This window comes from Sulfitobacter sp. HI0027 (assembly GCF_001634775.1).
GTDB lineage: Bacteria > Pseudomonadota > Alphaproteobacteria > Rhodobacterales > Rhodobacteraceae > Sulfitobacter.
The window spans coordinates 1-5,016 of sequence record NZ_LWER01000014.1; the positions used below are offsets into that span (position 1 = coordinate 1).

6 protein-coding genes and 2 pseudogenes are annotated in these 5,016 nt (G+C 59.0%); 6 read left to right on the forward strand and 2 right to left on the reverse strand.

What is annotated here, in order from left to right; genetic code table 11:
• The coding region (locus tag A3722_RS01130) for a transposase (RefSeq protein ID WP_201721932.1) at positions 1-337 on the forward strand (337 nt) is incomplete at its 5' end.
• A gap of 183 nt (positions 338-520) precedes the next feature.
• On the opposite strand, the gene A3722_RS01135 is transcribed toward A3722_RS01130, so the two are convergent.
• Positions 521-877 carry a hypothetical protein gene (locus A3722_RS01135; protein ID WP_067626966.1) on the reverse strand — a complete coding sequence of 119 codons (357 nt, stop codon included), beginning with the start codon at positions 875-877 and terminating at the stop codon, positions 521-523.
• An 81-nt stretch (positions 878-958) separates the two neighbouring features.
• On the opposite strand from A3722_RS01135, the gene A3722_RS01140 reads away from it, so the two are divergent.
• Together A3722_RS01140 and A3722_RS01145 are read left to right on the forward strand one after the other, a co-directional pair.
• Positions 959-1,219, forward strand: coding sequence for a metal-sensing transcriptional repressor (locus A3722_RS01140; protein ID WP_067626964.1), 261 nt, complete (start codon positions 959-961; stop codon positions 1,217-1,219).
• Between the two features lie 7 nt (positions 1,220-1,226).
• Positions 1,227-2,456 (forward strand): annotated as a pseudogene (locus A3722_RS01145) (MFS transporter).
• Between the two features lie 120 nt (positions 2,457-2,576).
• On the opposite strand, the gene A3722_RS01150 reads toward A3722_RS01145, so the two are convergent.
• Positions 2,577-3,431, reverse strand: a complete 855-nt coding sequence (locus tag A3722_RS01150; protein ID WP_067626968.1) for a sterol desaturase family protein — start codon at positions 3,429-3,431, stop codon at positions 2,577-2,579.
• 482 nt (positions 3,432-3,913) lie between these two features.
• Here A3722_RS01150 and tnpA point away from each other — a divergent pair, with 482 nt between their 5' ends.
• The 3 genes and pseudogenes from tnpA to A3722_RS01165 all read left to right on the forward strand — a co-directional run.
• A complete protein-coding gene (gene tnpA / locus A3722_RS01155; protein ID WP_067626962.1) occupies positions 3,914-4,321 on the forward strand; it encodes an IS66-like element accessory protein TnpA in 408 nt (135 codons plus the stop codon).
• Positions 4,318-4,668 carry an IS66 family insertion sequence element accessory protein TnpB gene (gene tnpB, locus A3722_RS01160; protein ID WP_067630184.1) on the forward strand — a complete coding sequence of 117 codons (351 nt, stop codon included), beginning with the start codon at positions 4,318-4,320 and terminating at the stop codon, positions 4,666-4,668. The genes tnpA and tnpB overlap by 4 nt, the downstream gene beginning before the upstream one ends.
• Before the next feature lie 60 nt (positions 4,669-4,728).
• Positions 4,729-5,016: pseudogene (locus A3722_RS01165) on the forward strand (IS66 family transposase); the annotation flags it as partial.

The following is a 5,016-nucleotide window of genomic DNA, read 5'->3' on the forward strand; positions in this document are numbered from 1 at the left end:
GCGCGATGTGCATCTGGTGCTCGACAACTACGCCACCCACAAGACGCCTGAGGTAAAGGCCTGGCTCGAAAAGCATCCGCGCTTCAAGCTGCACTTCACGCCCACCAGCGCGTCATGGCTGAACCTGGTGGAGCGCTTCTTTGCCGAGATCACATCAAGGCGCATCCGGCGCGGCAGCTATTCCAGCGTCGATGATCTTGAGGCCGCGATCTACGACTATCTGGCCCACCACAACGAGAAGCCAAGGCCCTTCAAATGGACCAAAACCGCAGAGGATATCCTCACCCGGGAACGTCGCGCGCTGGACAAGCTCGATGAAACTCGCGGAAACAGGTAGGAAGTGTCAGACTCAGAGCACTAAGGCATAGCTTGCGCTCTGAATGAGCAAGGTAATTGTGACAAGGGACAGGATCGCGATCCGGCGTACGCCAAAATCGGTCCAGCCCCGTGGGACTGTGTTCATGGATTGAACTCCGCGTATGTGATTTGTGAGGAATGGGAGCACCAATGGCGCGGCCAGTCACACGCGCGGCGGTCGTTCGATCAGGTAGACCCTTGAGGTATTTGCAGAAGCGGCACTGAGCCGCCAAGCGGCCCTGTAGACCTCAACAGGTTGCGCGGCCAAGGCGCGGCCAAACACGACGGCTTGGCTATGATCATGGTCCGCACTGTCGTGGCTGTGCCCATGCATGGCCCAAGCAAGGTCTTCTTCTAACCCGTGAGAGTGCCCGTGATCCGCGATCATCTGTTCATGATCTTGAAGAACAACCAACACCGCAGGAACATGGGAGGAGGTCGGCACCACGGACCAGACAAGCACGGCCACACAGAGAAGCATCGCAAAAGCGGCTTGCCCAGTTGTCCGTAGAAAAGTCATCTGTCCTGTCTGCCCTCTCGTCAATCACGCGGCGCTTTTCGCCGTCTTGCTCTATCCCCCCGAGGGGGATACGGTCTTAGTATGTCAGACACCCATATTCATGCAAGTCATCCCGCCCTCATTGCTCGGCTGAAACGTGCCGATGGGCATCTGCGTGCGGTGATCGCGATGTTGGAGGCAGGCAAGCCTTGCGTCGACGTGGCGCAGCAGCTTCAGGCCGTTGAGAAGGCCGTGACCAACGCCAAGCGCGTTTTGATCCATGACCACATCGACCATTGTCTTGAGGTCGACGGCTCCGAGAGTGACCGCGCCGAGCTTAAGACCATCACCCGTTACCTCTGAGGGCATTATGCTGGGTGTTCTATCGGATCGAACCTACAGACACCTCTTCCTCGCGCAAGTTGTCGCGCTTCTTGGCACTGGCTTGGCAACGATGGCGCTTGGCCTGTTGGCCTATGATCTGGCCGGGGATCGGGCCGCCATGGTGTTGGGCACGGTCTTTACGATCAAGATGGTGGCCTATGTCGGCATCGCGCCGATTGCTGGCGCCTTTGCCGAGCGTCTGCCGCGCCGCGCTCTTTTGGTCACGTTGGACTTGGTGCGGGCGGCGGTGGCCTTTGCCCTCCCCTTCGTAACCGAGGTTTGGCAGATTTATATCCTGATCTTCTTTTTGCAATCGGCCTCGGCGGCCTTCACGCCGACTTTTCAGGCGACTATCCCCGACGTGCTACCAGACGAAGCGCGCTATACCCGAGCACTATCACTGTCACGTTTGGCCTATGATCTGGAGAATATTATCTCGCCCGCGCTGGCCGCTGTGTTGCTGACGGTGATGAGCTATAACACCCTGTTTCTTGGGACGGTCGTAGGGTTCGGGGCCTCGGCGCTGCTGGTGCTGACGGTCGTTCTGCCCGGCCCCAAAGCGACAATCCCCCGCGGGATTTATGATCGGACTACCCGAGGGCTAAGGATCTACCTCGCAACGCCCCGGTTGCGCGGGCTGCTGGGGCTGAACCTCGCGGTGTCGTCTGCGGGCGCGATGGTTTTGGTGAACTCGGTCGTGCTGGTGCGGGGGCAACTGGGCCTTGATGATGCGGCACTGGCTTGATCGATGTTTGCCTACGGGGCTGGCAGCATGAGCGCGGCGCTGGCTCTGCCCAAAGTGCTGGACAGATTTCCCGACAGACCCGTCATGCTGACGGGGGCTTGGCTGATGGTCGCGGCTCTGTTTGGAATCGCAGCGGGCATTATAGGTTTCGGCTTATCTTGGCCCCTTCTGCTGGCAATCTGGCTGCTCATCGGTCTGGGCAATTCTGCGGTTCTGACCCCATCGGGCCGTCTCTTGCGCCGATCGGCCCAGCCAGAAGACCGGCCTGCTGTATTTGCAGCGCAATTCGCGTTGTCCCATGCCTGCTGGCTGCTCACTTATCCTTTGGCAGGTTGGACCATGACCGCATTCGGAACGGTTCCAGCGCTGATACTGCTGGGGGGCCTGGCCGCGTGCGGGATCGTAGCAGCTCTGCGCTTTTGGCCCGCTGAACTGTCGGACAACGCGGGTGTGTCTCGCACGCAATTCTGAATATGACGGGCCGCACCGTATGGCGTTGCCACATCGCCCTCACACATCAGGGGTGTTTGCAGCGGCAGGAAGCAGGCGCGCCTGCGTTTGCTCGCCCAGCCAATTACGGATGAGCTCTGATCAGTCGACAGGCTCTTTCGTCGTGACCTTCGGGTCGAGTGCGCCGCCCGACGCTGGGCCGCGAACTTGCTGGATCAGCATGCGATCAAGCCAGAGGTCGCGGCGCGTGCGGAACTGCTCAATCCCTGTCTCCATCCCTTCATGCACCTTGGCGTGCTGGGCGACATATGTCCCCGGAAGATGGTCCCACCACGACAGGTTAAAGCCGTAATTCGAGTTGGTCTCACGTGGGGCGACGGAATGGTGAACACGGTGCATGTTAGGGGTTACCACAAAGAGGCCCAGTATCTGGTCCACCGGGCGCGGCAGGTTGATATTGGCGTGGTTGAACATCGCAGTCGCATTCAGGACCACCTCGAACAGCAGCACTGCCACGGCGGGCGGACCGAGGGCGGCGACTACCGCGAGCTTGATGCCCATTAAGATCAAAATTTCGATCGGGTGGAACCGCAACCCCGTTGTCGCGTCGAAGTCGAGATCGGCGTGATGCATGCGGTGCAGCCACCAGAGGCCGGGGACCGCGTGGAACATCACGTGCTGAAGGTAGATCGCTAGATCCAGAAGCAGCATTGAGGCGGCAATGGCCACCCAGACGGGCAAGGCAAAGTTATTAAAGAACCCCCAGCCCCGTTCCTCAGCCATGACGGCAAGGCCGACCGCTACGATCGGAAATGAGAGCCGCAAGATGATTGTGTCGACGGCCACCAGCGCGAGGTTGTTTGACCAACGGATCACCCTTGAGATTTCCCGCCGACGCCGCGGCGCCGCGACTTCCCACAGGGCCATAGCCACAAGCACACCCAGAAAGGCAGTAAGGCGGATAATGGGTTCGGCAGAAAGAAAGGCCTCAAACATGAAAAGGAGCATTCCGGATTGTCTAGCACAGACCTTCGGACGAATACGCCGCCGATCCATTCCCGGGCGCGCAATGTTACTTTGGCGGAGTTGGATGGAATTCTTCCTTCGCTGGCGCCAGATGCCAAAATCGTCGCCTATTGCTGCAGGCCATACTGCGTCTATGCCCACCAAGCCGTTGCTGTCCTGCGCGGGCACGGTCTTAACGCGCGAAGGCTTGAAGGCGGCATGCTAGAATGACGCGAAGATGGACGCCCGGTTGTTGTAGCTCAGAGATAAGCTGGCGTTGGAACCTTTATCATGAGAGACGCAAGCTGCTATTTGAGCAGTGAAAGACGAGGATTACCTTTGCTCTAATATTTAACACTTTCGCAAATATTCGCAGCTAAGCATGTTTTAAGGACAACTTTCGACTTAGCTATTGTAAACCTCCGGCGACGGCCGTCTGATCTCAGGCTCGATCCGATGGTAAGTCCGACCTTATGTCCGACTTTATCAACCGCCCTCAAATCGAAGTTCTGTCTGCTGCCGATGGTGAACGCCGCCGGCATTGGTCGGATGATGACAAACTGCGCATTGTGGAAGAAAGCTTTATTGGCCACCGTCAGGTGACAGCCACGGCGCGGCGACACGGCATTTGCCGGTCGCTTTTGACGACTTGGCGGCGGCAGTATCGAAACGGTGAGCTTGGGTCTTCTGGCTCTGTATCGTTCGCGCCGGTGACTGTGCCGAAGGAAGTTTCCGCGTCGCAGGTAAATCCGATCGATGCCATTCCATCTCCGGACTGTCGGGCTGAGGTAGCCCTTCCGAATGGGCGTCGACTCATCGTGCCGATCGGCGTGGAGTCCGAAGCGCTTGCTCGGATTCTGGCAGTGGTGGATCGGCAATGATCGCGTTTCCGGCGGGCGTGAAGGTGTGGATCGCAGGCGGCGTCACCGATATGCGGCGGGGCATGAACACGCTGGCGCTACAGGTGCAAGAAGGGCTCGGCCGCGATCCCCATGCGGGTGAGATATTTTGCTTCCGAGGTCGTAAGGGCGACCTCGTCAAGATCCTGTGGCATGATGGCGTGGGCATGTCGCTTTATCTAAAGCGCCTGGAGGCAGGCAAGTTCATCTGGCCCGTGAGCCGGTCGGGCGAAGCGGTGCAGATATCGGCGGCGCAGTTAGGCTATCTTCTGGAGGGCATCGACTGGCGCAATCCTCGCTGGACACAACGCCCTGCAAAGGCTGGTTAATTCAGGCCAGAAAACCTGATTTTATTGGTGTTCCGCGGCCCCGGCTGGTAAATATCGGTCATGTCTAATGCCGCCTCTGAACTCGCCAAATTACGCGCTGCCCTGGCCGCCGCAGAGGCCCGTGCAGATGTTGCGGAAAGCGAGCTGGCGCAGGCCCGCGCGGTTGTCTCCTGCTCCGAGGCGATGATCCAAGAGCTCAAGCTCGAGATCGCCAAACTGCGCCGTGACAAATACGGTATCTCGTCAGAACGACGCGCCCGGCTGATCGATCAACTGGAACTGCAGCTTGAAGAGATGGAAGCGGCGGCCACCGAGGATGCCTTAGCCGCAGATCAAGCAAGCGAGAAA

Excerpts from the sequence above, each read along its gene's own strand:
- A3722_RS01135 (WP_067626966.1), bottom strand. The coding sequence starts at position 877 with ATGACTTTTCTACGGACAACTGGGCAAGCCGCTTTTGCGATGCTTCTC.
- A3722_RS01140 (WP_067626964.1), top strand. The coding sequence starts at position 959 with ATGTCAGACACCCATATTCATGCAAGTCATCCCGCCCTCATTGCTCGG.
- A3722_RS01150 (WP_067626968.1), bottom strand. The coding sequence starts at position 3,431 with ATGTTTGAGGCCTTTCTTTCTGCCGAACCCATTATCCGCCTTACTGCC.
- tnpA (WP_067626962.1), top strand. The coding sequence starts at position 3,914 with ATGTCCGACTTTATCAACCGCCCTCAAATCGAAGTTCTGTCTGCTGCC.
- tnpB (WP_067630184.1), top strand. The coding sequence starts at position 4,318 with ATGATCGCGTTTCCGGCGGGCGTGAAGGTGTGGATCGCAGGCGGCGTC.